The 25,880-nt window shown below is 73.4% G+C and carries 27 protein-coding genes; 10 read left to right on the top strand and 17 right to left on the bottom strand.

Going from position 1 to position 25,880, the window contains the following annotated elements; genetic code table 11:
• The first annotated feature begins 8 nt into the window (after positions 1–8).
• From O7635_RS20845 to O7635_RS20830, 4 genes are all read left to right on the top strand, one after another.
• Positions 9–677, top strand: coding sequence for an HAD family hydrolase (locus tag O7635_RS20845; protein WP_278082127.1), 669 nt, complete (start codon positions 9–11; stop codon positions 675–677).
• Positions 674–1,954: a cation:proton antiporter gene (locus O7635_RS20840; protein WP_278082126.1), complete on the top strand. Its 1,281-nt coding sequence runs from the start codon at positions 674–676 to the stop codon at positions 1,952–1,954. Before O7635_RS20845 ends, O7635_RS20840 begins: the two co-directional genes overlap by 4 nt.
• Positions 1,955–1,987: 33 nt before the next feature.
• On the top strand, positions 1,988–2,950 hold the full coding sequence (locus O7635_RS20835; protein WP_278082125.1) for a serine hydrolase: 963 nt from the start codon (positions 1,988–1,990) through the stop codon (positions 2,948–2,950).
• A 76-nt stretch (positions 2,951–3,026) separates the two neighbouring features.
• Entirely contained in the window at positions 3,027–4,040 is a 1,014-nt protein-coding gene (locus O7635_RS20830) for a serine hydrolase (RefSeq protein WP_278082124.1), read from the top strand.
• Between the two features lie 55 nt (positions 4,041–4,095).
• Here the strand turns inward: O7635_RS20830 and O7635_RS20825 are convergent, their stop codons facing one another.
• On the bottom strand, positions 4,096–4,635 hold the full coding sequence (locus O7635_RS20825) for a hypothetical protein (RefSeq protein WP_278082123.1): 540 nt from the start codon (positions 4,633–4,635) through the stop codon (positions 4,096–4,098).
• Positions 4,636–5,266: 631 nt separating this feature from the next.
• Positions 5,267–5,851 (bottom strand): DUF1684 domain-containing protein, encoded by a 585-nt coding sequence (locus O7635_RS20820; protein ID WP_278082122.1) that lies wholly within the window; start codon positions 5,849–5,851, stop codon positions 5,267–5,269.
• Between the two features lie 62 nt (positions 5,852–5,913).
• Between O7635_RS20820 and O7635_RS20815 the strand changes: the two genes are divergently transcribed.
• Positions 5,914–6,381 (top strand): MarR family transcriptional regulator, encoded by a 468-nt coding sequence (locus O7635_RS20815; RefSeq protein ID WP_278082121.1) that lies wholly within the window; start codon positions 5,914–5,916, stop codon positions 6,379–6,381.
• A 9-nt stretch (positions 6,382–6,390) separates the two neighbouring features.
• Positions 6,391–7,380 carry a pirin family protein gene (locus O7635_RS20810; RefSeq protein WP_278082120.1) on the top strand — a complete coding sequence of 330 codons (990 nt, stop codon included), beginning with the start codon at positions 6,391–6,393 and terminating at the stop codon, positions 7,378–7,380.
• Positions 7,381–7,387: 7 nt separating this feature from the next.
• On the opposite strand, the gene O7635_RS20805 is transcribed toward O7635_RS20810, so the two are convergent.
• Positions 7,388–7,516: a hypothetical protein gene (locus O7635_RS20805; protein ID WP_278082119.1), complete on the bottom strand. Its 129-nt coding sequence runs from the start codon at positions 7,514–7,516 to the stop codon at positions 7,388–7,390.
• Positions 7,517–7,684: 168 nt separating this feature from the next.
• Between O7635_RS20805 and O7635_RS20800 the strand changes: the two genes are divergently transcribed.
• Entirely contained in the window at positions 7,685–9,262 is a 1,578-nt protein-coding gene (locus O7635_RS20800) for a phospholipase D-like domain-containing protein (protein WP_278082118.1), read from the top strand.
• Here the strand turns inward: O7635_RS20800 and O7635_RS20795 are convergent.
• From O7635_RS20795 to O7635_RS20785, 3 genes are read right to left on the bottom strand one after another with little or no spacing between them, the layout of a single operon-like run.
• Positions 9,259–10,398, bottom strand: coding sequence for a methyltransferase domain-containing protein (locus O7635_RS20795; RefSeq protein ID WP_278082117.1), 1,140 nt, complete (start codon positions 10,396–10,398; stop codon positions 9,259–9,261). The two genes, O7635_RS20800 and O7635_RS20795, sit on opposite strands and share 4 nt — an antisense overlap.
• Positions 10,395–11,591, bottom strand: a complete 1,197-nt coding sequence (locus O7635_RS20790; RefSeq protein ID WP_278082116.1) for an aminoglycoside phosphotransferase family protein — start codon at positions 11,589–11,591, stop codon at positions 10,395–10,397. Before O7635_RS20790 ends, O7635_RS20795 begins: the two co-directional genes overlap by 4 nt.
• Positions 11,592–11,634: 43 nt before the next feature.
• Positions 11,635–11,970: a hypothetical protein gene (locus tag O7635_RS20785; protein ID WP_278082115.1), complete on the bottom strand. Its 336-nt coding sequence runs from the start codon at positions 11,968–11,970 to the stop codon at positions 11,635–11,637.
• 60 nt (positions 11,971–12,030) lie between these two features.
• Between O7635_RS20785 and O7635_RS20780 the strand changes: the two genes are divergently transcribed.
• The 3 genes from O7635_RS20780 (at position 12,031) to O7635_RS20770 (ending at position 14,235) form a co-directional block, all read left to right on the top strand.
• A complete protein-coding gene (locus O7635_RS20780) occupies positions 12,031–12,522 on the top strand; it encodes a metallophosphoesterase (RefSeq protein ID WP_278082114.1) in 492 nt (163 codons plus the stop codon).
• A 236-nt stretch (positions 12,523–12,758) separates the two neighbouring features.
• Positions 12,759–13,367, top strand: a complete 609-nt coding sequence (locus O7635_RS20775; protein ID WP_278082113.1) for an exonuclease — start codon at positions 12,759–12,761, stop codon at positions 13,365–13,367.
• A 76-nt stretch (positions 13,368–13,443) separates the two neighbouring features.
• Positions 13,444–14,235: a hypothetical protein gene (locus tag O7635_RS20770; protein ID WP_278082112.1), complete on the top strand. Its 792-nt coding sequence runs from the start codon at positions 13,444–13,446 to the stop codon at positions 14,233–14,235.
• 26 nt (positions 14,236–14,261) lie between these two features.
• On the opposite strand, the gene O7635_RS20765 is transcribed toward O7635_RS20770, so the two are convergent.
• From O7635_RS20765 to O7635_RS20715, 11 genes are all read right to left on the bottom strand, one after another.
• Positions 14,262–14,867, bottom strand: coding sequence for a general stress protein (locus O7635_RS20765; RefSeq protein ID WP_278082111.1), 606 nt, complete (start codon positions 14,865–14,867; stop codon positions 14,262–14,264).
• Positions 14,868–14,937: 70 nt separating this feature from the next.
• The gene (locus tag O7635_RS20760) at positions 14,938–16,305 is read right to left on the bottom strand and encodes a glycoside hydrolase family 6 protein (protein WP_278082110.1); all 1,368 of its coding nucleotides are present in this window, start codon (positions 16,303–16,305) and stop codon (positions 14,938–14,940) included.
• A 57-nt stretch (positions 16,306–16,362) separates the two neighbouring features.
• Positions 16,363–17,193 carry a polysaccharide deacetylase family protein gene (locus O7635_RS20755; RefSeq protein ID WP_278082109.1) on the bottom strand — a complete coding sequence of 277 codons (831 nt, stop codon included), beginning with the start codon at positions 17,191–17,193 and terminating at the stop codon, positions 16,363–16,365.
• A gap of 24 nt (positions 17,194–17,217) precedes the next feature.
• Positions 17,218–17,436 carry a cell division protein SepF gene (locus tag O7635_RS20750; protein WP_278082108.1) on the bottom strand — a complete coding sequence of 73 codons (219 nt, stop codon included), beginning with the start codon at positions 17,434–17,436 and terminating at the stop codon, positions 17,218–17,220.
• 4 nt (positions 17,437–17,440) lie between these two features.
• Positions 17,441–18,469, bottom strand: a complete 1,029-nt coding sequence (alc, locus tag O7635_RS20745) for an allantoicase (RefSeq protein ID WP_278082107.1) — start codon at positions 18,467–18,469, stop codon at positions 17,441–17,443.
• A complete protein-coding gene (gene allB, locus O7635_RS20740; RefSeq protein ID WP_278082106.1) occupies positions 18,466–19,788 on the bottom strand; it encodes an allantoinase AllB in 1,323 nt (440 codons plus the stop codon). Before allB ends, alc begins: the two co-directional genes overlap by 4 nt.
• Positions 19,776–20,957, bottom strand: a complete 1,182-nt coding sequence (locus O7635_RS20735; RefSeq protein WP_278082105.1) for an aldolase/citrate lyase family protein — start codon at positions 20,955–20,957, stop codon at positions 19,776–19,778. The genes allB and O7635_RS20735 overlap by 13 nt, the downstream gene beginning before the upstream one ends.
• Positions 20,954–23,209, bottom strand: a complete 2,256-nt coding sequence (gene pucD / locus O7635_RS20730; protein ID WP_278082104.1) for a xanthine dehydrogenase subunit D — start codon at positions 23,207–23,209, stop codon at positions 20,954–20,956. The genes O7635_RS20735 and pucD overlap by 4 nt, the downstream gene beginning before the upstream one ends.
• A complete protein-coding gene (locus O7635_RS20725) occupies positions 23,206–24,558 on the bottom strand; it encodes an 8-oxoguanine deaminase (protein WP_278082103.1) in 1,353 nt (450 codons plus the stop codon). The genes pucD and O7635_RS20725 overlap by 4 nt, the downstream gene beginning before the upstream one ends.
• The gene (locus tag O7635_RS20720) at positions 24,555–25,022 is read right to left on the bottom strand and encodes a (2Fe-2S)-binding protein (RefSeq protein ID WP_278082102.1); all 468 of its coding nucleotides are present in this window, start codon (positions 25,020–25,022) and stop codon (positions 24,555–24,557) included. Before O7635_RS20720 ends, O7635_RS20725 begins: the two co-directional genes overlap by 4 nt.
• Complete coding sequence (locus O7635_RS20715; RefSeq protein WP_278085540.1) at positions 25,013–25,879, bottom strand: FAD binding domain-containing protein; 867 nt, start codon at positions 25,877–25,879, stop codon at positions 25,013–25,015. The genes O7635_RS20720 and O7635_RS20715 overlap by 10 nt, the downstream gene beginning before the upstream one ends.
• Between the last annotated feature and the right edge of the window lies 1 nt (position 25,880).

Below are 25,880 nucleotides of genomic sequence, written 5' to 3'. Positions count from 1 at the left end.
GGGGTGCCATGACTGCACCCGCGGGCGTCTTCTTCGACGTCGACGGCACCCTGGTCGACACCACCTACCTGCATGCCGTGACGTGGTGGGAGGGCTTCCGGGCGGGTGACTACGACGTGCCGGTCGCCCAGATCCACCGGGCCGTCGGCATGGGCTCCGACCGGCTGCTCGACCACCTGTTGGGCGCCGAGCGCGACCGGTCCCGCGACGAGGTGATCCGGGCGGTGCACGGCGAGCGGTACGGCGCCTTCCTGGACCAGCTGCGGCCCCTGCCCGGCGCGGCCAACCTGCTGCGGGCCGTGCACGAGCGTGGCCAGCGGGTGGCTCTCGCGTCGTCGGCGACGCCCGAGGAGCTGGCCGCGATGCGCAAGGCGCTCGACGTCGACGACGTGGTCGACGTCGCGACCTCCTCGGGTGACGCCGAGCGCAGCAAGCCCGACCCGGACATCATCCAGGCGGCGCTCGACCAGGCGGGCCTGGCCGCCGACCAGGTCGTCTACGTGGGCGACTCCATCTGGGACGTCGCCGCCTGCGCCCGGCTCGGTGTGCCCTGCGTGGCCCTCACCTGCGGCGGCACCTCGCGCGGTGAGCTGGCCGGCGCCGGCGCGGTCGCCGTCTACGAGGACCCGGCCGACCTGCTCGCCCACCTCGACGAGTCACCGCTGACGGCGGCGTGAGCGCCGCCGACACCGCGTTCGCGATCCTCGGTGTCGGCGCGTTGCTGGCCGGGGTGCTGCCCCGGCTGCTGGAGCGCCGTCCACTGTCGATGCCGATCGCCTTTCTGTTGCTCGGCATGGCGGTCTTCGGCCTGCCGCTCGGACTGCCCACACCGGACCCCATCGCCCACCCGGTGCTGACCACCCACCTCACCGAGGTCGGCGTGATCGTGGCGCTGATGGGCGCCGGACTCAAGATCGACCGGCCGCTGGGCTGGCGGCGCTGGTCGTCGACCTGGCGGCTGCTGGCCATCGCGATGCCGGTCACCATCGCCGCGGTCGCGCTGTTCGGCTGGTGGTGGGCCGGTCTGGTGCCGGCCACCGCGCTGCTGCTCGGCGCCGCGCTCGCCCCGACCGACCCGGTGCTCGCCGCCGACGTCCAGGTCGGCGAGCCGACCGACGAGGAGGACTCCGAGGACGAGGTGCGGTTCGCCCTCACCTCGGAGGCCGGGCTCAACGACGGGCTGGCCTTTCCCTTCGTCTACGCCGCGATCCTCATCGCCCAGCACGGTCTGGCGCCGAGCGGCTGGCTGACGGAGTGGATCGGCGTCGACGTGCTCTACAAGGGAGCGGTCGGCGTGGTCGGCGGGTTGCTCGTCGGCAAGCTGCTGGGCAAGCTGTTCTTCCGGGCCCGCTCCGAGAAGCTGCGGCTGGCCCACCATTCCGAGGGCTTCCTGGCCCTGGCCGCCACTTTCCTCGCGTACGGCCTGGTCGAGGTGATCGGCGGCTACGGGTTCCTGGCGGTGTTCGTGGCGGCGCGGGCGATCCGGGCGGCCGAACGCTCGCACGAGTACCACCAGGTGCTGCACGACTTCGCCGAGCAGGTCGAGCGGCTGCTGACCGTACTCCTGCTGCTCCTCTTCGGCGGCGCCGTCGTCTCGGGCCTGCTGGAGCCGCTGACCTGGCCGGCCGCGCTGGTCGCCCTGGCGCTGGTGTTCCTCGTCCGGCCGCTGACCGGCTGGCTGTCGCTGCGCGGGGCGCCGGGGCGGTCGGCCGAGCACTGGGTGATCGGCGCGTTCGGCATCCGGGGCATCGGCTCGTTCTACTACCTGGCGTACGCCACGTCGCACGCCGACTTCCCCGGTGAGCCGCTGCTGTGGGCCACCGTCGGGCTCGCGGTGATCGTGTCGGTGGTGGTGCACGGGATCGCCGCGACCCCGGTCATGTCGTTGCTGGATCGCGCCGGAGAGCGTACTGGTGAGACAAGTGAGGGTGACGAACGCGCTGTTCATGCTTGAATCGGCCCTAGTGTCGATTACGGGGGTTTTCGCATGATTCCAGCGACTCGTCGCTCCGCGCTGGGGCTGGGCGCCCTGGCCACCGCGGGCGCCGTGCTCGGTTCACCGTCAGCCGCCTTCGCGTCCGCGCCGGCGCTGGAACGGGCCGCGCCGGCCACCCCGGCGCAGGCCGCACGGCTGGCGGGGCAGGTCTACGTCAGGGAGACCCGGGCGGCCGGCGGCAACTGGCAGGCGCTGGTCACGGTGGCCGGCACCAACGAGGTCGTGGCGGTGGCCGACCAACCGGACACGGTGGTCGAGGCCTACAGCGTCAACAAGATCGCACTGGCCATCGCGGTGCTGGACAAGGTCGACCGGCGGGCACTGTCGCTCAGCCAGCGCGTCACCGTGTCGGCGGGGGTCGCGGCCGGGGACGGCGACGGCATCTTCCGGCTCGACGGCGCCTATCCGAGCGCGGTCACGCTGGGCCATGTGCTCTCCGCGCTGCTGACGGTCTCCGACGACGTGGCCGCGCGGCTGTGCGGCGACCTGGTGCCGACCGCGGAGGTCAACCGGATCCTGGCCGCTAAAGGCTTTCGGCAGACCCGGTTGCAGCCGACCGGGAACCCGAACCGGTTCTACCTCGGCCGCACGACGCCGCGCGAGACGCACACGCTGCTGCGCCGGCTCGTCGCCGGGAAACTGCTGTCGCCGTCGTCGACCCAGGCCATCCTGTCGCGGCTGCGGTCGCCGATCGCGTTCACCGACGGGATCCGCAAGGAGATGTCGTCACTGGAGCGGGGCCGCATCGCCACCAAGGCCGGCTGGTGGGGCGACGGCCGGCACGAGGTCGGCGTCATCTTCGGGCGGTCGGGTCGGCCGGTGCTGACGTACGCCATTTTCGCCAACGGTCAGGCGGGGGCCGGGAACTTCGGCGCCACCCATCCGGCGGTGCGGGCCAGGGCCCGGATGGGGCGCGCGTTCATCGACGCGGTGAGCGGGCTGGCGGGGGTCTGAGCGGTTTTCCGGGGCCGCGAGCGAAACGCTTTCATGGTTGGGTAGAGCGATCTGTGTCCAACAGGGAGGGTTTCGCATGGCTTCGCCGCTCAACCGTCGCACCGCACTCGGACTCGGACTCGGCACGCTGGCGACGGCGGGGGCCGTGATCGGTGCCCCGGCCGTCGCCTCGGCCGCGCCGTCGACAGCCTCCGCCGAACCGACGCCGTTGCGGGCCGCCCGCAAGGTTGGCCGGGTCTACGCGCGCGAGACGACGGAGGCCGGTGGCAACTGGCAGGCCTACGTCACGGTCGCCGGGTCAGCCGAGGTGGCGGTCTCCGACGAGAGCGACACGGTCCTCGAGGCCTACAGCGTCAACAAGATCGCGGTCGCGACGGCGGTGCTCGACAAGGTCGACCGCGGCCTGCTCACCCTCGACCAACGCGTCGACGTCACGGCCGCGATCGTCGTACCGGGCGGCGACGGCATCTTCAGCCTCGACGGCGCGTACCCGAGCTCGGTCACCCTCGGCCACGTCCTCGCCGCGCTGCTCACGGTCTCCGACGACACGGCGGTCCGCCTCTGCGGCCTGGTCGCGCCGGCGGCGGAGATCAACGAGATCCTGGTCGCGAAAGGCTTCCCGAACACGCAGGTCGAGCCGGTCGCCAACCCCAACCGCTTCTTCCTGGGCCGGTCGACGCCACGCGAAACCCACGACCTGCTCCAGGCGCTGGTGGCCGGCACGCTGCTCTCCCCCGCGTCGACGGCGGCCCTGCTCGGCAAGCTGCGGGCGCCGATCGCCTTCACCGACGGCATCCGCCGGGTGATGTCCTCCGACGAGCGCCTGCGGGTCGCCACGAAGGCGGGCTGGTTCGACTCGGCCCGGCACGAGGCGGGCATCATCTTCGACCGTTCCGGCGCGCCGATCCTGACGTACGCCCTGTTCGCCGACGGCCAGCCCGGCGCCGACGACTTCGGCGCCACCCACCCGGCGGTCCAGGCCCGCGCCCGGATGGGCCGCGCCTTCCTGGACACGGTCGACACTCTCACCGGCGACCCCACGGCCCGGATCGCCCGCGCTCCGCGCTACCAACCCTCCAACGGCGGCTGACCCCGCACGCCGGTGGGCGGCCTGACCTCAAAACGAGGTCGTCCGCCTCCGCGGGCTACAAGCTGGTGACGGCGACCTCGTAGACCTTCGCCCTCGACGGCTTTACGGCCCCGGTCAGGCGGACGAGGACCCGCTTGTCCGCTGGTTGATAGTGGTATTCGGTCCCGAGAATCTGGGCGGCCTTCAGGGCGTCCTGGATGAACTTCGACCGGGTCGCGGCGTCCTCGGGGGTGGCGAAGACCTCAACCACGAGCCCACGGTCGATGCCGTACTTCTCGCCGTCCTTCCGACCCTCAGGCACGTCGGCCGAGGCACGCGACGTGTAGCCACCGGGGCGGCCGAGCTTGCCATTAGGGTCCGTGTTCTCGTCCTGCTCGACGATGGACGTCAGCGGCAGACCGGCCGCGGCGAGCGAGTCGATAACGCCCCTCGCGTCCATCGGTTCTGCCGCGACCGTCGTAGCAGGCGCGGCGTTCGGGGTCGTCGAATCACCGGCCGGAGCCTGAGCGGCGGGCGCATTGTCGTCTCCGCACGCGGACAGGGCGACGGCGGCGACGAGCGCGACAACGCCGAATGCGGCGGGGAAGCGAGACACTCCAGCTCCTTCGCGGGTGGCACATACGGTCCCCTAGGCTGCCACGCCCGCCCCACACCGCAAGGCTGACGGGCCTGTCGGGATTGCGACGTCTACCCGTGTCAAGGTCGCTCTCGCCCCTGATGGCGATCTGTCGGGCAGAAGCGTACCCGCGGTGAACCGGCGGCTCGATTAGCCGCCGTGCTGCTCTGCCGCCTTGGGGCGAGGCTAGCGAGTAACGGCCGTGTTCGGTGCCGTCGAGCGAGACCGAGACGAAGGACCGCATCGAGTTGGCTCTCGGCCACGGGCCGTCCAGCTCGACGTCGGTGACGACATACACCGACCACGAATTCGAGATGCCCTGACGGGGGCGAAGGTGTCGCCCGGAGCCGACATGTTTCTGCATGTACGTACATGCCAAAGTATGTCGGCCCGCCGGGACACACCCTCCGTGGTCCGGACACGCGAGCTTCCGGCGGGGGATCCGCGACGCGGAATGAGCGATGGCTGTCGACATGCCGCCTGCGCTGTTGGATCTCTTCGGGCACGCGCGGGCGTCCGGTTCGTGAAGCCGCGGCGGTCGAGCCTTAGCCCCCCGTGATCGTGATGTCGAGGCCGCGATCCTGAGGATTGGAGGGGAAGACCAGCGAAGTTAGTGGTACTTCAGTTCCCCGGCCTCGATGGGGGCCGCGACCCGGTTCTCTTCCGGGGCCAGTGGGCAGGCCCAGCGGTCGTCGTAGGCACAGCTCGGGTTGTAGGCGTAGTTGAAGTCCAGGCGCACCCGGTCGGGGCCGAGCAGGGTCACGCCGCGGCCGAAGGTGCCTTTGACCGTGTCCGTCAGGTAGCGGCCTCCGCCGTAGGAGTGGGGGCCGCAGGTGCCGTCGCGGAACGGCAGGAACAGGCCGCCGCCGTAGGCCTCGATCCACCACAGCGTCAGCGGGCCCCACGGGGTGTCCGCCACGCCGACCCGGCGATAGTGGACCACGCCGTCCGGGCCGCCCGTGTCGATGCGCTCGCCGCCGCTCGCCGGTCGGACCGCGGCCTCCACCACCGCGGCCGGGTTCGGCGCGAAATAGGGCAGGCCGCTGAACGACGGGCGCTCCGCCGGCGGGATCGGTGACTGCGGGTGGGTCGCGAACAGTTCGTCGCGCCCGGCGCGGAAGCCGGCCAGGTCCGTGTCGGACACGTAAAGGCGGGCGACCCGCTCGCGCCAGTCCGCCAGATCGAGATCATCCACGGCTCCCAGGCTAACCAAGAAGCAGGTTGTTGAAATTTGAAATACCCGCTACCGTGTACGGCATGGTGAGCGAGCTGAACCCGGCAGAGATGGCCGCCTGGCGGGCGGTGATCGAGTCCAGCCAGCGACTGCTCACCGCGCTCGACGACGACCTGCGGGACACGAGCGAGCTCAACTTCGCCGACTACCACGTGCTGGTGCTGCTATCAGAGGCGCCGCGGCGGCGGCTGCGGATGGGTGAGCTCGCCAGCAGGCTGATCTTCTCGCCGAGCCGGCTGACCTACCACGTCGGCACGATGGAGAAGCGTGGCCTCGTCAGCCGGCAGCCCTGCCCGGACGACGGGCGGGGCAGCGAAGCGGTGCTCACCGACGCCGGGCTGAGCGCGTTGCGCGAAGCGGCGCCACATCACCTGCACGCCGTACGCCGGTTGTTCGTCGACGATCTCGACGAGGCCGACCTCGCCGCGCTCACCAAGGTCTTCACCCGTCTCGGAGAGCGGTTGACCGCCGCCCGAGCAGAGTCACGCTAGGAGAGTCCGATGCCCGCCGTCACCGTCGAGGATGTCCTCGTCCTGCCCCGCCTGCCCCGTCTCGACCCCGCCACCACCGCGTTCCGGCCGGTCCGGTCGCTGACCACCGCGCCGAGCGGCTACGAGGGCGAGGGCTTCCCGGTGCGCCGCGCGTTCGCGGGCGTGCCGCTGACCGACCTCGACCCGTTCATCCACCTCGACCAGATGGGCGAGGTCGACTACGCGCCGGGCGAGCCCAAGGGCACGCCGTGGCACCCGCACCGGGGCTTCGAGACCGTGACGTACATCATCGACGGGATCTTCGACCACCAGGACTCCAACGGCGGCGGCGGCACGATCACCAACGGCGACACCCAGTGGATGACCGCCGGGTCGGGCCTGCTGCACATCGAGGCGCCGCCGGAGCACCTGGTGATGAGCGGCGGCCTGTTCCACGGGCTGCAGCTCTGGGTCAACCTGCCGCGGGTCAAGAAGATGAGCGCGCCGCGCTACCAGGACATCCGTGGCAAGGAGTCTGCGCTGCTGACGACGCCCGACGGTGGCGCGCTGGTTCGCGTGATCGCGGGTGAGATCGCGGGCCACGCCGGCCCCGGCACCACCCACACGCCGATCACCATCGCGCACCTGACCGTGCAGCCCGGCGCCGAGGTCGACCTGCCCTGGCGGCCGGACTTCAACGCGCTGGTCTACGTGCTCGGCGGGCGTGGCACCGTCGGCGTCGACAAGCGCCCGATGCACACCGGCCAGCTCGCCGTGCACGGCAAGGGCGACGCGCTGCGGATCACCGCCGACCTCCAGCAGGACGCGCACACGCCGGCCCTCGACCTCTACATCATGGGCGGCGAGCCGATCCGCGAGCCGGTCGCGCACTACGGCCCGTTCGTCATGAACACCCGGGCCGAGCTGGTCAAGGCGTTCGAGGACTACCAGGCCGGCCGGCTCGGCGTCATTCCGGCGGGCCGGGTGCCGCACTCGGCGGGCGAGGGCGACCGCCCGTAGGGCAGGATCAGGCGGTCACCAGGAAGATCGCGACGACGCCGAGCAGCACCATTATCAGGACCGCGAGAAGGAGGCCCTGCTCGCTGTTGGCCTCCCGCGTACGGCTTTCCGACTCCGGAATGATCTCACTGCTCATCGGGGCCTCCCTTACCTGCCGTCCTTCGACAATGACGGTAGGCGCGCCGTTACGGAGAGAAATCGCGGTTTCGCGCCAGGCTCGGCGGTTCTGTGTCAACGTGTCGGGCCGCCCCAGGCTGTGGGCGCCGGGGTGTGACCAAGGGGCGGCCTGGGCAATACCACTCCAATGCCGATCGAGGACTGGTTTCTCAGCCGGACAGAACGGGGCAATCCCTCGTCAGACCTGCCCGCCTGGAGCGAGGGCAACCTCTGCGAGCCGCTGATCCACGGCGCGACGTACTTCGCCGACCTGGTGCGTTCGGTCGACAGCCTGGGCAAGGGCGACCACCTGCTGTTCACCGACTGGCGGGGCGACCCCGACGAGCGCCTCCTGCCCGAGGGCCCGACGGTGGCCGAGCTGTTCTCCCGGGCCGCCGAGCGCGGCGTGGTGGTCAAGGGGCTGGTGTGGCGGTCCCACCTCGACAAGCTCCAGTACAGCGAGGAGGAGAACCGCCACCTGGGCGAGGCGGTCGAGGGCGCCGGCGGTGAGGTGCTGCTCGACCAGCGCGTCCGCCGGGGCGGCTCGCACCACCAGAAGCTCGTCGTGGTCCGCCGCCCGGAGCACCCCGAGGACGACGTCGCGTACGCCGGGGGCATCGACCTGTGCCACAGCCGCCGCGACGACGAGAACCACCTCGGCGACCCGCAGCCGGTGACCATGGCCAAGGCGTACGGGCAGCGCCCGCCCTGGCACGACGTCCAGCTCAAGCTGCACGGCCCCGTCGTCGACCTGCTCGACCGGGTGTTCCGGGAGCGCTGGGAGGACCCGATGCCGCTGGACGTCGAGAACCCGGCCGCTTACGTGCGCGACAAGCTCAACCACGCCGACCTCTCCGCGGACCCGCTGCCGCCCCGCCCGGCCGCGGCCGCCCCCGCCGGCCCGCACGCCGTGCAGGTGCTGCGCACCTATCCCGCGATCCGGCCCCCGTACCCCTTCGCCCCCGACGGCGAGCGCACCGTGGCCCGCGGCTACCGCAAGGCGATCAAGCGGGCCCGGCGGTTGATCTACCTGGAGGACCAGTACCTCTGGTCGACCGAGGTGGCCGCCCTGTTCGCCGCCGCGCTGAAGGCCAACCCCGACCTGCACCTGGTCGCGGTCGTGCCCCGGCACCCCGACATCGACGGCCGGCTGGCGCTGCCGCCCAACCAGGTGGGCCGTGAGCTCGCCCTGCGGCTGTGCCGGGAGGCGGCACACGACCGGGTGCACGTCTTCGACGTGGAGAACCATCAGGGGACACCGGTGTACGTACACGCGAAGGTCTGTGTCGTCGACGACGTCTGGGCCAGCGTGGGTTCCGACAACTTCAACCGTCGTTCGTGGACACACGACAGCGAGCTGTCCTGCGCGGTGCTCGACGAGACCCGCGACGAGCGTGCGCCGCGCGACCCCGGCGGCCTCGGTGACGGCGCCCGGGTCTACGCCCGGGACCTCCGGCTGCGGTTGATGGGCGAGCACCTCGACCGCACCGACACCGACGCGCTGGTCGATCCGGCCGAGGCCGTCGCGGCCATGGTCGAGTCGGCCTCCGCGCTGGAGGAATGGCACCGGGGCGGGCGGAGCGGCCCGCGCCCACCCGGCCGGCTGCGGCCGCACGCGCCCGAGCGGCTGCCCCGGCTCACCCGGCTCTGGGCGGTGCCGGTCTACCGCCTGGTCTACGACCCGGACGGCCGCCCGCTCCGCCACCGCCTCCGGGGCGCCTTCTAGACGACCAGGGCCCACTCGCGCGGCACGTAGATCGGCGCCTCGGGCTCGCCGGAGAGCACCATCGCGGCCCGCCACCGCTCGATGCCGGGGGTGCCGAGGTCGACCCAGCGGTCGAGCAGGATGCCGGCGTCCCCCGCGTACGACTCGGCGTGCGCGCCGGCAGCCAGGATGGCCCCGTCTGCCTGGATCGCCGCGCCACCGCCCCGGGTCTCGTCGAGCAGCACGCAGCCGGTGCCGCCGTCGAACGGCGCGCTGGTCGCCCGCCGGTCCCAGGCGCCGACGGCGAACCACAGGTCGTGGTAGCGCAGGCCGTCGACCGGCTGCCGCCACCGCGGCGGCACCCGCACCGTGGGGACGATCGGGCCGTCGGCCCGCACGGGCGCCGGATGGGCCCACGGGTAGCTCGCCCCGAGCGGGCCCGCCGCCGCCATGAACCCGGCACCACAGACACCGTCGGCCCACACGTCGTCGCGGGCAGGCCAGTCGGGCCGGGCCCGGCCGTCGCCCGGCTCGGTCCACACGCGCAGGACCGGGTTGTTGCCGGCGTGCGCGATCGGCGCGACCATCAGGCCGCCGGGACGGAGCTGGGCCAGCCAGTGCGGCGACACGCCGGTGATGCCGACGGTGACGATCACCCGGTCGTACGGCGCGCCCTCGGGAGCACCGAGGTAACCGTCGCCGACCCGCACCCGCGCGTTGCCGACGCCGGCCGCCGTCAGCGCGGCGGCCGCCCGCGCGGCCACGTCGGGCTGCACGTCGACGCTGGTCACGTCGGCCCCGACGGCCGCCATCAGCGCGGCGTTGTAGCCGGTGCCCGCCCCGATCTCCAGCACCCGCATGCCGGCCGCGACGCCCAGCTCCTCGATCATCAACGCCATCAGCGACGGCTGGCTCGACGAGCTGACCGGTCGGCCGTCGTCGAGCTTGGTCACGAGCGCGTCGTTGCGGTAGGCGGCGTCGAGGAAGCCGTCGTCATCCGGCCGCAGGAAGCCCTGCTCCCGGTCGTGGAAGCCGTCGGCGAGGAACACCTCCCGCGGCACGGTCGCGAAGGCGTGGATCAGGTCGGCCCGGGTGAGCCCGCCGTCCGCGCGCAGCACGTCGACCAGACGGGCGCGGAGGGCGGGCGCGTCGGTCATGCACCTACGGTAGGCCGCCCCGCCGCTTCACGCGCTTCTTGGAGACACCGGGGCACGTCGGCGGCGTGGTACGGGTGCTCGGCCGGCTCGATGTTGGCCAGGAACTCGGCGTAGACCGCGGCCGACCGCAGCGCGGCGACCGGGCGCAGCGCCTCGATCGCCCCCTCGGGGTCGCAACCGGGCACGGCCTCACGCCAGCGCGCCGCCCAGGCCGCCCGCAGGCCCTCGCCGTCGACGGTCTCGCTCAGCCGCAGGATGTCGAAGACCGGGTTGCCGGCGAACGAGTCGCCCCAGTCGATCACCACGGCGTCGCCCCCGGGCGTGACGCGGGTGTTGCCCGGGTGCAGGTCGCCGTGCACGAGCGTGTCCGGCAGGCCGGCGGCCGCGGCGATGCGCTCGTCGAGATCGGGCAGGACCTCGTCGACGCTCGGGGTGTGCGGGGCCAGGGTCGCGCGGATCCACTCTGCCAGGCGGCGGCCGCGCCGGTCGGGGACGCCGGCGGCGACGAGCGCGTCCAGGTCGCCCCGGGCGGCGCGCTGGATGCCGTGGGCGATCACCCCGACCCGGTGGCGGCCCGCGACGTCGGCCTCGTACCAGTCCTCGCCGGGCACGTGCGCCAGCAGCAGGCGGCCCTCGTCACCGGCGGCGAGCAGCCGGGGTGCCCGGCCCGGCGCGGCGTGCTCCAGCCAACGCAGCACGGCCGCCTCGTGGCGAAAGAACGGCGGCACCTGCTTGAGCCACGCCCGCTCGGCGCCGGCGTCGAGGCGCCAGATCGCCGACAGGTTCCAGGTGCGGTGCTGGTGGGCGGTGGCGTCGGGGCGGCCGAGTTGGGCCCGGGCCCAGGCGAGGCTGCGTTCGGGACCGCCCGGTTCCGCGTACGCCCGGCGGTGGGGTTGTGGGTCCGTCACCGTGCGGGGGTCGATGCCGGCGTCGGCCAGCGGCCCGGCGCCCGCGGGGGCGGTGGCGGTGGCGCACTCGGCCAGGTAGGTGACCGTGCCGCCGGGCATCTTCGGCCGGTCGGCGGAGAGGATGCGCAGGATCGTGACGTCGAGCCCGAAGTGGACCCGCGCGCCGTCGACGACATCGGCGGACTCCTGCCACCAGGGCACGGGCACGGGATAAGGAGGCAGCACGCCGAGCGGGGTGCCGTGGGCGTCGACGAGCACGAGGCGGGCGAGGCGGCTGCTGGTCACGGCGGGCACGCTAGCCGCCGGCGCGCTCGGCCGCGACCGGGTTTCAGCCCGTCGCCGCGCGCTGTCTGCCCACCGTCTCGTCGGTGCCCGTGGGCAGGGCCGGCTCGGCGAGCCCGAGCAGCTCCTGGCGGGCGTTGAGCAACACCATGATCAGCTCGTCGAGCCGCGCGGGGGTGAGCCCGTAGCGCCCGATCGGATGGGCCGACAGCACGGTCGGCGGGGTGCCGCTGTCGAGCGCCTGCCCGACGGTCAGCACCACCAGGTCGGGCGTACCCCCGGCATGATCGAGCTGCGCGAGGAACTGGTTGGCCAACTCGACCCGGGGCATGCCGTCGGCGACCCAGTGTACGGGCGCCTCCGGGCGGACGTAGTCGTTCACCTATCGACCATGACACATGTGTTGCCCGCCCGCACGGCGTCGTTCGCTAGCGTGTGAGGTGTGCTGGTCGTCATCATGTCGGACACCCACCTGCCCAAGCGGGCCAAGGACCTCCCCGCTCCACTATGGATGATGGTGGACGAGGCCGACGTCGTGGTGCACGCCGGCGACTGGGTCGAGGTCGACCTGCTCGACCAGCTCGAGGCCCGATCGCGCCGGCTGGTCGCGGTCTACGGAAACAACGACGGCCCGGCGCTGCGCGCCCGACTGCCGGAGGTGGCCCGGGCTGACCTTAACGGGGTGCGGTTCGCGGTGATCCACGAAACGGGCCAGGCGACGGGCCGCGAGGCCCGCTGTGCGGCCCGCTTCCCGGACACGGACGTGCTGGTCTTCGGCCACTCCCACATCCCCTGGGACACGACGGCGCCGAACGGTCTGCGCCTGCTGAACCCGGGCTCACCCACCGACCGCCGCCGCCAGCCCCACCACACCTTCATGACGGCGGAGATCACCGCCGGAGCCCTCACCACGGTCGCCCTCCACCGCCTCTGACCCCGGTCGTTCAGCGTGCCTTGGCCAATGGACGGTTGGCGCGTTTGCGCGGGTTCTTCGGGCTGTGTGACGGAGCGCCGAGCTTGTTGATTGCGGGGCGGCACTGGTCCTCGGCGCGAACTCCGTCAGTCCGGGACGACCGATGGGTGTCTCGTTGGGCCGACATGCTTCGGCATGTGCGCACATGCTCAAACGCGTCGGCTCCTCCTTGGCGTCGGCAGGGCATGATCGCGGTCATGTCGGATTCGTCGTGGGTCTATGTCGTCACCGATGTCGAGCTCGACGGGCCGTGGCCCGGAGCCAACTCGATGCGGTCCTTCGCCTCGGTCGCGGTGTCGCTCGACGGCACCGAACACGGCCGCTTCGAGGCCGTCCTCGAACCACTGCCCGGCACGGCGCCCAACGAGCACACGCTCGCGTTCTTCGAAACGGTCCCGCAGGCCTGGGCCGCGGCCACCGAGAACCCGGAACCGGTCACCGCCGTGCTCAACCGCTGGACCACCTGGCTGCAGGCACTGCCCGGCCGCCGCGTCTTCGCGGCCGCGCCGCTGTCCCTGGACGGGCCATGGATCGACTACTACCTGCGGCGGTTCACCCGCTACGGCCTCCACCCAGGACACGCCGAGACCGACCCCCTCTTCCACGGCGCCGGGGTGTGCATCACCAGCTACGCCGCCGCCGTCACCGGCCGGCCGCCAGTCGACCTCGCGATCCTCGACCTCCCGCCCGACTGGTTCGGCCAGGTCGCACACACCCACCACGCCATCGACGACGCCCTCGGCTACGCCAACCTCCTCGTCACCCTCGCCGGCCGAGCGGCCCAGCGGACCTGCGACTCGGCCTGATCAACAGGGCGGGCCACTCCTCGGGCGAGCGTCACGTGATCCGTGACGCGCTTCGCGAGAGCATCGAGGTCCGCCGGTGACGGCGCGACCGTCTAATGTGCGACGCGTGCAGGACCTGGCGATCAATTTGGTGGCGAGTGTGCTCGCGGCGGTGGCGGCTTGGGTCGTTCAGCGGGCCGTGGCGTATCGGCGGTTGGCGCGGATGCGCGGGTTCTTCGGGCTGCGGGACGGCGCGCCGAGTCTGTTGATCGTGGGGCGGCACTGGTCTTCGGCGCGGATGTCGAGTGTGCACCGCAACGACGTCGCCGCGATCGTCGAGCTCGGGGCGATCGTGAAGGAGTGTGGTGGGCGGGCCGATCTGGTGCCGGCCGCGGAGGCGCCCAAAGAACTGGGCAAAGTCACCGAGTTCTGTGTCGGCGGGCGGGAGAGCAATCCGCGCACCGAAGCTCATTTGGCAGCGTTGCTGCCGGGGGTGCGGGTGACGACCTACGCCGAGGCTGGCGACCCCGTGCCGCTGCTGGTCGGTGAGCACCGGTTCGAGCGCGACCCGCACCACGTGGCGCACGTGTTGCTCGCCCGGGTGGTGCCCACCGCGCACCCGATCTTCCTGCTCGTCGGGCAGACGGCGCTGAGCAACCTCGCGGCGGCGCGGTACCTGGCCGAGAACCACCGGGAGCTGCAGCGACGATACGGGGATCAGTCCCCGTTCTGTCTGGCGCTGCGGGTGCGGGAGCCGGCCGCCTACGGGCCCGATCTGGTGGAGCTCGTCGGCGACGTCACCGAGGCCGCGTTCGGCGGGACGCCGCCGCCGGCCCTGCCGAGACCGCGCCTGCGCCAACCCTGGTGGGCGGTGGGGCGCCGCCGCTGAAAAGGCGGCGCCCCGAAGAGACAGCCTCAGCTCGCGCCGCTGGACCGCCAGTTCATCCGGGTCAGCAGCTGTCGGGCCGACTCGGCGTGCTCGGCGTCGACCATCACCGCGTATTCGGTGGCCTGCAGTGAGCTGCGCGACGTGAAGTCGCGCTGGCCGCGGGTCATGCCGTGGGCGATGGCGCCGAACAGGGCGCCCCAGAAGGCGCCGATCGCCAGGGCGGAGAACACCACGGCGAACCAGTTGGCGTCGGAGAAGATGCCGAACAGGAGGCCGATGAACAGGCCGAACCAGGCGCCGCTGGCCGCGCCGGCCAGAGCCGCCCGGCCGGTGGTGAGCCGGCCGAGCACATTTTCCACCAGGCGCAGGTTGCTGCCCACGATGGCGGAGTGCTCGACCGGGAACTGGTTGTCGGAAAGGTAGTCGACGGCCGCCTGGGCGGCGGCGTAGTCGGTGTAGGTCGCGACGGTCACCGTGGGGCGGTTGACGCCCTGGTCGATGACCGGACCGCCACCGAAGACGCCACCGCCGAGGCCGCCGCCCGGGACCGGTGCGCCGGAGCCGGCAGGTGCTGCGGGTACGCCGCCCGGGCCGGGCGGGATGTTGCCGGCCGGCGTCGAGGGTGTGGTCATGATTCCTCCTTGGTCGCGTACCACTTCCCTCGATCTTCGACCGGAAAACGGTCGTCAGCTAGTCGTTCCGTCAAATCACGGCGCACGGTGTGGGACCCAGCCGCCAGTCCGTCGGCGGTTGGAAGGTCCCGGTGTAGGTGCCCTGGAAGCCGAGCGAGATCGAGCCGCCGGTGGGCAGGTTGCCGTTCCACGCCGCCGGTCGGGCGGTGAGCTGGGTGCCCGACTGCGTCCACGTGGCGCTCCAGCCCTGGGTCAGCCGGGTGTCGCCGCGCAGCGTCGCGGTCAGGGTCCAGCCGGACAGCGCGGCGCCGTTGTTGGTCACGGTCACCTCGGCGGTGAAGCCACCCGGCCACGAGTTGGTCCGCAGGCGAACGGTGCACGTGCCGGCGGGCGGCGACGTGGGCTCGGCGGTCGGCGTCGGCGGGTTCGACGTGGGCGGGTTGGAGGTCGGCGGGTTGGAGGTCGGCGGGTTGTAAGGGCCGGCCGCGATGGCCAGGTCGTACGCCCGCTGCGGGACGAACTGGCCGGCGGCGGCGATGCAGCCGTCGGCTTCGCCAGGCAGCTTGACCCAGAGGTACGCCGCGATGGCCGGATCGCCGGTCTCGGTCGTGCTGGGCACGCCGATCGCCCGGCCGGCCGGGTCGCACCACTCGGAGCCGAGCGGGCCGTTGCCGTTGCGGCTCGTGTCGATCACGGCCTTGAGCTGGGAGGCGCCGATCGCCGACAGGACCGCCTTGGCGTACGGCACCGCCTCGCTGTTGGCCCGGTAGTTGGAGACGTTGACCGAGATGCCGTCGGCGCTGTTGACGATGTCGGCCGCGACCGCCCGGGAGGCCGCCTCGCTCGGCGACAGCCACGCCGAGTGCCCGACGTCGTAGTAGACCTTGGCCTGCGCCGAACCGGCCTTGAGGCGCTTGCCCGCGTACGCCATCGAGGCTCTGGTCTCGGCCTGCTGGGCCGCGCTCTGGCAGTTGGTCATCAGCGGGAGCACGTCAGGCTCCAGGACGATGGCCGCGGGTCGGCCGGCCAGCCCGGCGGCCACCTCGTCGACCCAGGCGCGGTAGGCCGCGTGCGACGGCGCGCCGCCGGAGCTCGCCCCGCCGCAGTCCCGGTTGGGGATGTTGTAGACGACCATGATCGGGATCTTGCCGGCGGCCGCGGCCGCGCCGACGAACGCGGCGACCTGGCCGCGCACGGCGGCCGTGTTGGTGGTGGTGAACCAGCGGGCCTGCGGCACCGTGGCGATCCGGTCCCGGATCACGGGCGCCTTGCTGTCGGAGGGGTTGGCGGCGACCCATTGGGCGGCGTTGGTGTCGGGGTCGACATAGAACGCCGAGTCGGCCGCTTCGGCGCGGCCGGGTGCGACCAGCGCGGTCAGGGCGACGGCGACGGCGGCCGCGCCGGCCAGTGCCGCGCCGGCGACGGATCTGCGGTGCATGGCGGTTCTCCTTGGCTCAGGCGATAGAGGACCGTCAGTGGAAGCGCTCCCAGCAGCTTACCGCACATAGTCCTCCAGCAGAGCCGGGGTGAGGCCGGCTTTGTGGATCGCCTTGAGCGCGCCGAGCAGGTCGGCCATCAGCGCGGGGCGGAAGTGCATCAGCAGCACGTCGCCGGGCCGCACCACCTTGTCAGGAGTCTGGTAGCGGACGTAACCCTCGTTGACGGTCTCGGTCCAGTAGAACAGCGCCTTCGCGCCGCAGTCCCTGGCCGCCCTGATCGTGGTGGCGTCGTGGTCGCCGAACGGCGGGCGGAACAGGGTCGGCCGCTCGCCGAACAGGTGCTCCAGCTTGTCGGCGGAACCGCAGATCTCCCGGCGCTGGAACTCGTAGGAGCGGCCGCGCAGCGACTCGTGGTGGATCGTGTGGTTCTCCACGACCCCGCCGGCCGCCTCGATCGCCGTGAAGTAGTCGGTGTGCTCCTCCGCGGCCGGGGAGTTGAGGAACAGCGTGACCGGGATGTGCGCCTCGCGGATGAAGGCCGGCACGTCGGCCGGGCGGGCGAGACCGCCGTCGTCGATCGTGATGAAGGCGACCTTCTGGTCGGTCGGCACCCGGAGCCAGAACGGCGGCGCGTCGGTCGGCAGCGGCGTCGTCAGCCGCGCCGGCGGGGCGGGGGCGAACTCCGGGACCTGGGCCACGTACCACTCGAGGCTCTTGGGTTTGGGCTTCGGCGTCGGGCTGGGGGCCGGCGCCGCGGTGCTGCTGGGCTGGTCGGGCCCGCGCGTCGTCGAGACGAGCGAGTGCGCGTGGCTCGCCGTCGCGGCGCAGGCGCTGACCGTGCACAGTGCCAGAAGCGCGCCGAGTACGCGCGAAGGGTTGATCGACACGCCGGAACGGTAGCGGGCGAATCCTTACCGCGGTCGGCGGGGCTTGAGCAGGAACACGTTGGGCGCCACCTTCTCCATCTCGCCGTCGCGGGCGACGATCAACCCCGCGGCGAAGTCGACGAGCGGCGTCGGGTCAGGATCGGCGAGCTCGGTCAGGTCCATCACGACCGTGACGTCGTGGCAGAACAGGTGGCCGACGTGGATGACGTCGGCATAGCTACGCGGCCGGAGCGTCTTGAGCATTGCTTCAGTTTCCGCCATGAACGCCCGCCGAGCGCCACGCGGCGCGCAGGGTGTCGAGGACGCCGTCGTCGAGGTGGCCGTGGAGGCGGAGGCGGGCCATGCCGCCGTCCGGGTAGATGTCCAGGCGGACGTGGGTGACCGGGTCGCCGACCACGGGGAAGCGGTGGCGGGTGTCCGGGCGCAGCGGGGTGCGTGGGAGGAGCTCGCGCCAGGCGGTCCCGTCGGCCGGGTCGGCCGTACGGTCGTCGACGCCGTGCAAGGCCGCGGCACCAGGGGCGTTTCCCTTGAAGTGGCTCGTGTCCAACTCGGCCAGGCGGATCCGACCCGGGGCCGCCAGGCGCACCACGACCCAGTCGTTGCCCGTGTCGCGGCGCCGGCGGGTTTCCCAGCCCTCGCCCATCGTGTGGGCCAGGCCGGGCTCGATCAGTTGGCCCGGCGCGCCGTAGAACAGGTCGCTGCAGGCGGTCACCCGGCCGCCGTTGTCGACCGCGGCCAGGTCGAGCCAGCCGTCCGGGAAGCGGACCGGGTCGGGCACCACCTCGCCGTGCACCCGCAGCCGGGCCACTCCCCCGTCGGGGTGGATCACCAGGCGGACGTGGGTGACCAGCGCGTCGGAGCCCACGTCGAACGCGTTCGCCGTGTCGCCGGCCAGGGGCGAGCGGGGCAACAGCGGGAACCAGTCCGCCGACTCCAGCTCCTCCAGTGCCGGGTGGCCGTCCAGGCGGCAGCCGTGCACCGACGCCGCGGGCGGGAAGTTGCCCGTGAAGAACGACGTGTCGACCACCAGGCCGTGGACCACGCCGGACGCGCCCAGCCGGACGATGGCCCAGTCCTCGCCCGGTGAGCGGCGGCGGCGGGTCTCCCAACCGTCGTACACCTGGCCTTTGGGGCCGAACGTGCGCGGCGTGAACCCCGGCGGCTCCGGCGTGACCAGGTTGTCGGCGGCCGCGAACAGCTCGTCGTTGGCGCCGACCACGCCGCCGCCGAGGCGCCGCGACGCCAGGTCCGGCAACGACAACCAGGCCGGGGTCACGAAGCCGCGCCCAGCAGGTCCGCGGAGCGGCTCAGCAGCTTGCCGCGCGGCGGGTCGCCCGGCGTGACCTTGACGCCCCCGAGCCACACCCGGCGGACCACACCGGTCAACCGCTGCCCGGCGTACGGCGTGACCGGGTGCCGATGGTGCAGCCCGTCCGGCGCGACCGTGGACGTGGCCTCGGGGTCGAAGGCGACCAGGTCCGCGTCCGCCCCGACGGCGATCCGGCCCTTGTGCCGCAGGCCCACCAGGTCGGCCGGGCCGGTGGCCATCCAGCGCACCACGTCGGCGATGTCGTGCCCGCGGGCGGCGGCGGCCGTCCAGACCAGCGGCAGCCCGAGCTGGAGCGAGGCGATCCCGCCCCACGCCGCGGCGAAGTCGCCCGTGTCGGGTCGCTTGAGGGCCGGCGTCGACGGCGAGTGGTCCGAGACCACGATGTCGAGCGCGCCCTCGGCCAGCGCGGCCCAGAGCCGGTCGCGGTTGGCCGCGCCGCGGATCGGCGGGCAGCACTTGAACTCGGTCGCCCCGTCGGGCACCAGCGCCGCGTCGAGGGTCAGATAGTGGGGACAGGTCTCCGCGGTCACCCGCACGCCCCGGGCCCGGCCGGCCGCGACCTCGGCGGCGGCGTCCGCGTCGGAGACGTGCAGCACGTGTACGCGTGACCCGGTCGCCTCGGCCGCGTCCAGCGCGGCAGCCACCGCGGCACGCTCCGCCGCACCGGGCCGGGACCGCTCGAAGTCGGCGTAGACCCGTGACGGGCGGGCGTCGAGCAGGCCGGCCGGGTCCTCGGCGTGCACCAAAAACAGCGCGTCCACCGCCGCCATCGCCTGGCGCAGCTCCAGCGGGGTGACCGGCGGGAACTCCGGCACCCCCGAGTCGGCCAGGAACGCCTTGAAGCCGAACACCCCGGCCGCGTGCAGGGCGGCCAGCTCGCCCGCGTTGCCGGGGACGGCGCCGCCCCAGAAGCCGACGTCGACGTGGCACTGCCCGGTGGCCGCCGCCCGCTTCTCGGCGAGCGCGGCGGCGGTGACGGTCGGCGGCAACGAGTTCAGCGGCATGTCGACGATCGTGGTAACGCCGCCGGCCAGCGCGGCCCGGGTCGCGGTGGCGAAGCCCTCCCACTCGGTGCGGCCGGGCTCGTTGACGTGCACGTGGGTGTCGACCAGGCCGGGCATCAGCACGAGGTCGCCCAGGTCGACGTCGGCCCGCGGGCGCCCGGGGACGACCGCGGCGATGCGCCCGTCGCGCACCTCGACGCCGGCCGGGCCGACCGTGCCGTCCGGCAGCACCACCCGCGTCGAGCGGATCACACGGCCCACAGCGCCTCCAGGGTCGAGCGGGTGAACGGCACCTCCGGCGGGTCGAGGGCGCCGCAGTCGAGGCCACGCAGCAGGAAGCCGGCCAGGGCACGGGCCGTCGCGGGCTCGTCGAGCACGCCACCGGCCTGCCGCTCCAGATAGCGGCCGAGCCGCTCGACGGCGGCGGCCGAGGCGGAGCGGAAGAACGCGTACGTGGCGGCGAACCGGGTCGGCAGTTGCGCCGGGTGCAGGTCCCAGCCCTGGTAGAAGCCGCGGGCCAGGGACCGCAGCACGAGCCGGTGGTGCAGCTGCCAGGCGGCGTGGATGCCCGGACCGATCGGCAGCACGTTGCACGACCCGTCGGAGAGCCGCACGCCGGTGCCGGCCACCGCCACCTGCATCACCGCCTTGGCATGGTCGGCGGCCGGGTGGGCGAGGCTCTGCTCGGCGGCGGCGACCCCGAGCGCGGCGCTGTAGTCGTAGGTGCCGTAGTGCAGGCCGACCAGCCGCCCCTCGCCGGCCGCGGCCAGCCGGGCCACCGTCGCGCTGCCGTCCGGCCCGAGCACCGCCAGCGGGGTCTCCACCTGGGCCTCGAAGAGCAACGCCCGCGGCGGCAGCCCGTAGGCCAGCTCGAGCTGCGCGCACAGCCGGGCCATCGCGGCGACCTGGGCCGGCGCGCTCACCTTGGGCAGCGTGACCACGAAGCCCGGCGGCAGCCCGCCGTCGACCGCGGCGAGGAACAGGTCCAGCGTCCGCACGCCGCGCCGCCGGGTGGCCGCCTCCAGCGACTTGATCCGCAGGCCGACGAACGGCGGCGCGGGGCTGAGCGCCAGCAGCGCCGCGCCGGCGGCGGCCGCGGCGGCGTCCTCGACGTCGTCGCCGCGCGCGCCGTAGCCGTCCTCGAAGTCGATCCGCAGGTCCTCGATCGGCTCGCGCTCGAGCTTGGCCAGGACCCGCTCGCGCAGCTCCTCGGGGAACGGCAGCGGCGGGGCGGCGTCCAGGGCGGCGAGCGCCTCGGCGCCCCAGGTGGCGACGACGGACGGGGCGAACTTGTCGGCGGGTACGTAGACCGTGTGCACCGGCTGCCGCCCGGCCACCGCGGGCCGGGGCCGCGCCCGCAGCACCGCGTCGACGGGCGCGAGCCGCTGGTCGAGGTCCCGGTAGACCGAGTCCGGCAGCCGCCCTGTCATGACAGCGCGATGTGGTCCGGGCGGACAGGGACTCTGGTGAGCGGCAGCCCGGTCGCGGCGCGGATGGCGGCGACCACGGCCGGGGTCGACGAGATGGTCGGCGGCTCGCCGACGCCGCGCAGCCCGTACGGCGCGTCCGGGTCGCCGAGCTCCAGCACGTCGACCGCCATCGGGGGCATGTCGAGGATCGTCGGTATCAGGTAGTCCGTGAACGACGGGTTGCGGATCACTCCGTCCACCACCTGGACCTCCTCCATCACGGCGAGCCCGAGCCCCTGCGCGGTGCCGCCCTGGATCTGCCCGACCACGGCCTGCGGGTTGACCGCCTTGCCGACGTCCTGGGCGGTGGCGATCTCGACGACCCGGACCAGGCCCAGCTCGGTGTCGACGTCGACGACGGCCCGGTGCGCGGCGAACGCGTACTGGACGTGGGCGTCGCCCTGGCCGGTCGCCGGGTCGAGCGGCTGGGTCGGCTTGTGCCGCCACTCCACCGTCTCCTCGACGACGTCGTTGCCGAGCAGGTCGACCAGCGACCCCACCACCGAGCCGTCGGACGCGACCACTTTGCCGTCCACAAGGGACAGCTCGTCGGCGCGGCCCAGCCGGGCCAGCACGGTCGCCCGGACCGCCTGGCAGGCCGCGCGCACCGCGCCGCCGGTCATGTAGGTCTGCCGGGACGCCGACGACGAGCCGGCGCTGCCCACGGAGGTGTCGGCGGTGGCCACGGTGACCCGGCCGACGCCGAGCTCGGTGCGGGCGATCTGGGCCTGCACGGTGACCAGGCCCTGCCCGACCTCGGCGGCGGCGGTGTGCACGAGCACGGCCGGCTCGCCGCCGATCACCGACAGCCGGACCCGGGCGGTGGCGAAGTCGTCGAAGCCCTCGGAGAAGCAGACGTTCTTGATGCCGATCGCGTAGCCGACCCCCCGGACCACGCCCTCGCCGCGGGTCGTGTTGGCCACGCCGCCGGGCCGCTCGCGCGGGTCGCGCAGGGCCGGCGGCGGCAGCGGGCGGTCGCGCACCCGCGCGAGCAGCTCGGCGACCGGGGCCGGACCCTGGACGAGCTGCCCGGTCGGCATCACCGAACCGGTGGTCATCGCGTTGCGGCGGCGGACCTCGACCGGGTCCAGGCCGAGCGCGGCGGCCAGCTTGTCCATCTGCGACTCGTAGGCGAAGCAGGCCTGCACCGCCCCGAAACCGCGCATCGCGCCGCACGGCGGGTTGTTGGTGTAGACGCCGTACGCGTCCATCACCACCGTCGGCACGTCGTAGGGGCCGACGCCCAGGGTCGCCGCGTTGGCCACCACGGCCGGTGTCGACGAGGTGTAGGCGCCGCCGTCGAGCACGATCCGGGCCTTGACGTAGACCAGCTTGCCGGTGCGGTCGGCGCCGTGCTCGTAGGTCAGCCGGGCCGGATGCCGGTGCACGTGGCCGAAGAAGGACTCCTCCCGGCCGTACACCATCTTGACCGGCTTGCCGGTCTGCAGGGCGAGCAGGCTGGCGTGCACCTGCATCGAGAGGTCCTCGCGCGCGCCGAAGGCGCCGCCGACGCCGGCCAGGCTGAGCCGGACCTTGGACGGCGGCAGACCGAGGCAGGCGGCCACCTGCTTCTGGTCGACGTGCAGCCACTGGGTCGCGACGAACAGGTCGATCCCGCCGTCCTCGGCCGGCACCGCGAGGCCGGACTCCGGGCCGAGGAACGCCTGGTCCTGCATGCCGACCTCATAGGTGCCGGTGACCACCACGTCGGCGGCGAGCGCGGTGTCGCCGGCCGAGGCGAACCGGTGGACGGGCACGTGCCGCACCAGGTCGCCGCGGGACAGCGCCTCCTCGGCGTCGGTGACCGGGGCGCGGACGGCATATTCCACCGTGATCCGGGCGGCGGCGCGGCGGGCCGTCTCGGGATGGTCGGCGGCCACGATCGCCACCGGCTCGCCCTCGTAGCGCACCTCGTCGATGGCCAGCACCGGCTGGTCGACGATCTCGAGCCCGTAGTGCTTGGCGCCCGGCACGTCGTCGGCCGTCAGCACCGCGTAGACGCCCGGCACGGCCAGGGCCGCGCTCACGTCGATGCCGCGGATCTCGGCACTGGGGTGCGGCGAGCGGACGGTCGCGCCCCAGAGCATCTCGTCGGCCCACAGGTCGGACGAGTAGGCGAACTCGCCGGCCACCTTGAGCACGCCGTCGGGTCGCCGGGCCGAGGTGCCGACGCCGCCGTCGACGGTGCTGGGCGAATGGACCGCGGTCGTCATCGCGCCCTCCGCATCAGGGCGCGGTGCGCCCGGCGGGTGCGCCGGGTCAGGTCACGGTCGTCGGCGGTACGCAGCTCGCCGTACTCCACGATCGTCCGGCCGCCGACCGTCAGCAGCTCCAAGGTGGCCGGCGGGCCGAAGACCAGCGCGGTGACCGGGTCGTCGATGCCGACGTGCCCGAGGTCGTCGAGCCGCCAGAGCGCGAGGTCGGCCAGCTTGCCCTTCTCGATCGAGCCGAGGTCGGCGTCGCGGCCGAGGCAGCGGGCGCCGCCCATCGTGCCCAGCCGCAGCGCCTCGCGGGCGGTCAGCCCGGTCGGCCCACCGCGCAGCCGGGCCGTGTAGAGGGCCTGGCGGAGCTCGGCGCTGAGCTGGTTGGTCTCCTGCGAGGCCGCGCCGTCGACGCCGAGACCGACGGGCACGCCGGCGTCGAGCAGCTCGCGGACCCGGGCCATGCCGGCCCCGAGCCGGGCGTTGGAGCTCGGGCAGTGGGCGACGGCGGTGCCGGTGGCGGCCAGCCGCGCGATCGCGGCGTCGTCGAGGTGCACGGCGTGGGCCAGCCAGACGTCGTCGCCGAGCCAGCCGACGCGCTCGGCGTACTCGACCGGGGTGCAGTCGAACTGGTCGCGGCAGAAGTCGGTCTCGTCGGCGGTCTCGGCGAGGTGGGTGTGCAGCCGCACGCCGTGCCGCCGGGCCAGCGCGGCCGCCTCCTCCATCAGCCGGCCGGTGACCGAGAACGGGGAGCACGGTGCCACCGCGACCCGCAGCAGCGAGTCGGGCGCCGGGTCGTGGTAGCGGTTGATCGCCTCCTCGGTGGCCGCCAGCGCGTCGTCGGTCTTCTCGACCACCTCGTCGGGCGGCAGCCCGCCACCCGACTTACCCAGGTCCATCGAGCCGCGGGTGGGGTGGAACCGCAGGCCCACCTCGCGCGCGGCTTCGACCTGGGCCGCCATCAGGTCACCGGCCCCGGCCGGGTAGACGTAGTGGTGGTCGGTGCTGGTCGTGCAGCCCGACAGGGCCAGCCAGCCGAGCCCGGCGGCGGTGGTCGCGCCGACGATCTCGGCGTCGATGCCGGCCCAAATCGGGTAGAGCGTGGTCAGCCACTCGAAGAGCGTGCCGTCCTGGGCCAGCCCCTTGGTCGCCCACTGGTAGAGGTGATGGTGGGTGTTGACCAGGCCGGGGGTGAGCAGGCAGCCGGTGCCGTCGACCCGGCGCACCGACTGGAACCGGCCGGCGTGCCCCGGGCCGACCGCGGCGATCCGCCCGTCGTCGCCGATCACCACGTGGCCGTCGACGTATTCGGTGCCGTCGGCGTCGACGGTCGCGATCGCGCAGTTCTCGATGAGGATCATGACGTCGCCGCCAGCCGGACCGCTTCCATGATCTTCTCGTAGCCGGTGCACCGGCACAGGTTGCCCGCCAGCGCCTCGCGGATGTCGGGGTCGCTCGGCGCGGGCTCGCGGGCCAGCAGGTCGTGCACCGCGACGATCAGGCCCGGCGTGCAGAAGCCGCACTGGACGGCGCCGGTGGCGAGGAACGCCCGCTGCACCCGGTCGAGCTGCTCCTCGCCGGAGCCGGGGGCCAGGCCCTCGACCGTGGTCACCGTGCGGCCCTCGGCCTGGCCGGCCGCGACCAGGCACGCGCACACCGGCAGCCCGTCGAGATAGACGGTGCACGAGCCGCACTCGCCCTGCTCGCAGGCGTTCTTGGCGCCGGGCAGGCCGAGCCGCTCGCGGAGCACGTAGAGCAGGCTCTCGCCGGGCCAGACGTCGTCGGCCTGCCGCGTCTCGCCGTTGACCACGCACGTCACCCGCATGCCGCCGCACCTCCCAGATCCGCCCATGCCCACGCCAGCGTCCGCCGGGCCAGCACGGCCAGCGCGTGCCGCCGGTAGTCGGCGCTGCCCCGCACGTCGTCGATCGGCCGCGCCGCCGCGCCGACCAGCTCGCCGAACCGGGCCGCGACCGCGTCCGGCACCGCGTCCCGTGACTCCCAGGGCAGCTCCGCAGCGAGGAAGTCGGCCGCCTCGGTGGCGCGCAACGGCGTCGGCCCGGCCGAACCGATCCCGGTGCCGACCGTACGCGTCGCCGCGTCGAGTGACAGCGCGAACGAGCAGACCGCGATCACCATCGCGTTGCGGGTGCCCACCTTGGCGAACTGCTCGGCGCCGGGCCGGGCCGGCACCAGGAACGCGGCGATCAGCTCGTCGGGCGTCCGGAGCGAGCGCTTCGGCCCGACGAAGAACTCGGTGACCGGCACGCGCCGGGTGCCCCGCACCGAGGCGAGCTCGACCTGCGCGCCGGCGGCCAGCAGCGACGGGTGGGCGTCACCGGCCGGCGAGGCGGAGCCGAGGTTGCCGCCGACCGTGCCGCGGTTGCGGATCTGCGGCGAGCCGACCGTGCGGGCGGCCAGCGCCAGCCCCGGCAACCGGCCGGCCAGCTCGTCGATCAGCCGCCGGTAGGTGACCCCGGCGCCGATCCGCAGCAGGTCGCCGTCGACGCCCCAGTCGGCCAGCGCGGCCACCCGGGTCAGGTCGAGCAGCGCCGCCGGGCGGGACCGGTCGAAGTTGACGTCGACCATCACGTCGGTGCCGCCGGCGATCGGCACGGCGTCGGGGTGGGCCGCCTTGGCCGCCAGGGCCTCGTCCCAGTCGGACGGTCGCAGGAACTCCATG

The sequence above is a fragment of the Asanoa sp. WMMD1127 genome (assembly GCF_029626225.1).
Classification (GTDB): domain Bacteria; phylum Actinomycetota; class Actinomycetes; order Mycobacteriales; family Micromonosporaceae; genus Asanoa.
This window is presented reverse-complemented; position numbering and strand designations above follow the sequence as displayed.

What these genes read in the sequence shown, in the direction of transcription:
- O7635_RS20835 (WP_278082125.1), top strand. Translation starts at nt 1,988, where the DNA reads ATGATTCCAGCGACTCGTCGCTCCGCGCTGGGGCTGGGCGCCCTGGCC.
- O7635_RS20760 (WP_278082110.1), bottom strand. Translation starts at nt 16,305, where the DNA reads ATGCACCGCAGATCCGTCGCCGGCGCGGCACTGGCCGGCGCGGCCGCC.
- O7635_RS20795 (WP_278082117.1), bottom strand. Translation starts at nt 10,398, where the DNA reads ATGACCGACGCGCCCGCCCTCCGCGCCCGTCTGGTCGACGTGCTGCGC.
- O7635_RS20815 (WP_278082121.1), top strand. Translation starts at nt 5,914, where the DNA reads ATGGTGAGCGAGCTGAACCCGGCAGAGATGGCCGCCTGGCGGGCGGTG.
- O7635_RS20845 (WP_278082127.1), top strand. Translation starts at nt 9, where the DNA reads ATGACTGCACCCGCGGGCGTCTTCTTCGACGTCGACGGCACCCTGGTC.
- pucD (WP_278082104.1), bottom strand. Translation starts at nt 23,209, where the DNA reads ATGACGACCGCGGTCCATTCGCCCAGCACCGTCGACGGCGGCGTCGGC.
- O7635_RS20750 (WP_278082108.1), bottom strand. Translation starts at nt 17,436, where the DNA reads ATGCTCAAGACGCTCCGGCCGCGTAGCTATGCCGACGTCATCCACGTC.
- O7635_RS20725 (WP_278082103.1), bottom strand. Translation starts at nt 24,558, where the DNA reads ATGATCCTCATCGAGAACTGCGCGATCGCGACCGTCGACGCCGACGGC.
- O7635_RS20805 (WP_278082119.1), bottom strand. Translation starts at nt 7,516, where the DNA reads ATGAGCAGTGAGATCATTCCGGAGTCGGAAAGCCGTACGCGGGAGGCC.
- O7635_RS20765 (WP_278082111.1), bottom strand. Translation starts at nt 14,867, where the DNA reads ATGACCACACCCTCGACGCCGGCCGGCAACATCCCGCCCGGCCCGGGC.
- O7635_RS20735 (WP_278082105.1), bottom strand. Translation starts at nt 20,957, where the DNA reads ATGACAGGGCGGCTGCCGGACTCGGTCTACCGGGACCTCGACCAGCGG.
- O7635_RS20775 (WP_278082113.1), top strand. Translation starts at nt 12,759, where the DNA reads ATGTCGGATTCGTCGTGGGTCTATGTCGTCACCGATGTCGAGCTCGAC.
- O7635_RS20830 (WP_278082124.1), top strand. Translation starts at nt 3,027, where the DNA reads ATGGCTTCGCCGCTCAACCGTCGCACCGCACTCGGACTCGGACTCGGC.
- O7635_RS20800 (WP_278082118.1), top strand. Translation starts at nt 7,685, where the DNA reads ATGCCGATCGAGGACTGGTTTCTCAGCCGGACAGAACGGGGCAATCCC.
- O7635_RS20720 (WP_278082102.1), bottom strand. Translation starts at nt 25,022, where the DNA reads ATGCGGGTGACGTGCGTGGTCAACGGCGAGACGCGGCAGGCCGACGAC.
- O7635_RS20715 (WP_278085540.1), bottom strand. Translation starts at nt 25,879, where the DNA reads ATGGAGTTCCTGCGACCGTCCGACTGGGACGAGGCCCTGGCGGCCAAG.
- O7635_RS20810 (WP_278082120.1), top strand. Translation starts at nt 6,391, where the DNA reads ATGCCCGCCGTCACCGTCGAGGATGTCCTCGTCCTGCCCCGCCTGCCC.